Genomic DNA, 907 nt, shown 5'->3' with positions numbered 1-907 from the left:
TCGACAATAGCGATCTTGATTCGTTGCCAGTCTTCAGAATCAGGAAGAACTCCGAACTTAAAAGTTTCTTTGCGAATACAGATAAGTTACAATGAGAGGATTGAGCGGAATATATTCCGGCTGAAATCATAAACCAGAACAACGATACGGGAATATTGTTATACGGTGAGGGTATCGGCAGGGCTCCGGCGAGGTAGCACAATGTCACAGTCAATAACTATTGGTAGCCAGTCCGGCGATCGCCCTGGGCGGCCGAGGGACGATCGATTATCGCCGTCACTCGTCACGGATTCGCCCCACGGCAACTCGCCCTAACGTTAGCCGTGATTTGACGGCGCATTCGACGCCACTTGGCAGGCGATTGACTAGAAATGTTTGAGGGGATGCAGGATTTCCGTTGACAAAGAAGTGACCTTCCGCTTGGTGCAATGTAAGTACCACCGAACAAATACCCCAAGACAGAAGGCCACCACGTGCCATCATGCCAGCCTTGCCCCGGCATGTCCACCGAGCCCATCGACTGCGAACAGCTCGACATCTCCAGCCTGCTCGCGATGCTCGGGGAAATTCCTGACCCGCGCAACACGAAGGGGGCGATCTACAGCCTGCGGTACATTCTGTCGACCTCGCTTGTCTCGACAATGACGGGCGCCAAGCACCTCAGCGAGATCGGCCGCTGGGCCATGAGGATACCCCAACCCCTGCTGGCCCGGTTGGGCGCGCCCTACGGCCACTTTCTCGGAAGGTACCGAGTACCCAGTGAGAAGACAATCCGCAGGGTCCTCCAGGCCATCGACATTGCGGTCCCTTTCCTGATGGTTTGTCGCGGAGTTCTTCCAGCGACAGCGGATCTGCCCCGGCAGGTTGGGCGAGGTGGACGAACAGCCGGGCCGTGACCAGTGCGTCA

The 907-nt window shown here is 56.6% G+C and carries 1 protein-coding gene; it reads left to right on the top strand.

From position 1 onward, the window contains the following. Nucleotides 1–500 precede the first annotated feature (500 nt). Nucleotides 501–896 (top strand): transposase family protein, encoded by a 396-nt coding sequence (locus tag U9980_RS24430; protein WP_322770079.1) that lies wholly within the window; start codon nt 501–503, stop codon nt 894–896. The last annotated feature ends 11 nt before the right edge of the window (nt 897–907 follow it).

The sequence above is a fragment of the Protofrankia sp. Cr1 genome (assembly GCF_963555865.1).
Classification (GTDB): Bacteria; Actinomycetota; Actinomycetes; order Frankiales; family Frankiaceae; genus Protofrankia.
The sequence above is the reverse complement of the archived record's forward strand: the minus strand, read 5'-3'. Positions and strand labels throughout refer to the sequence as shown.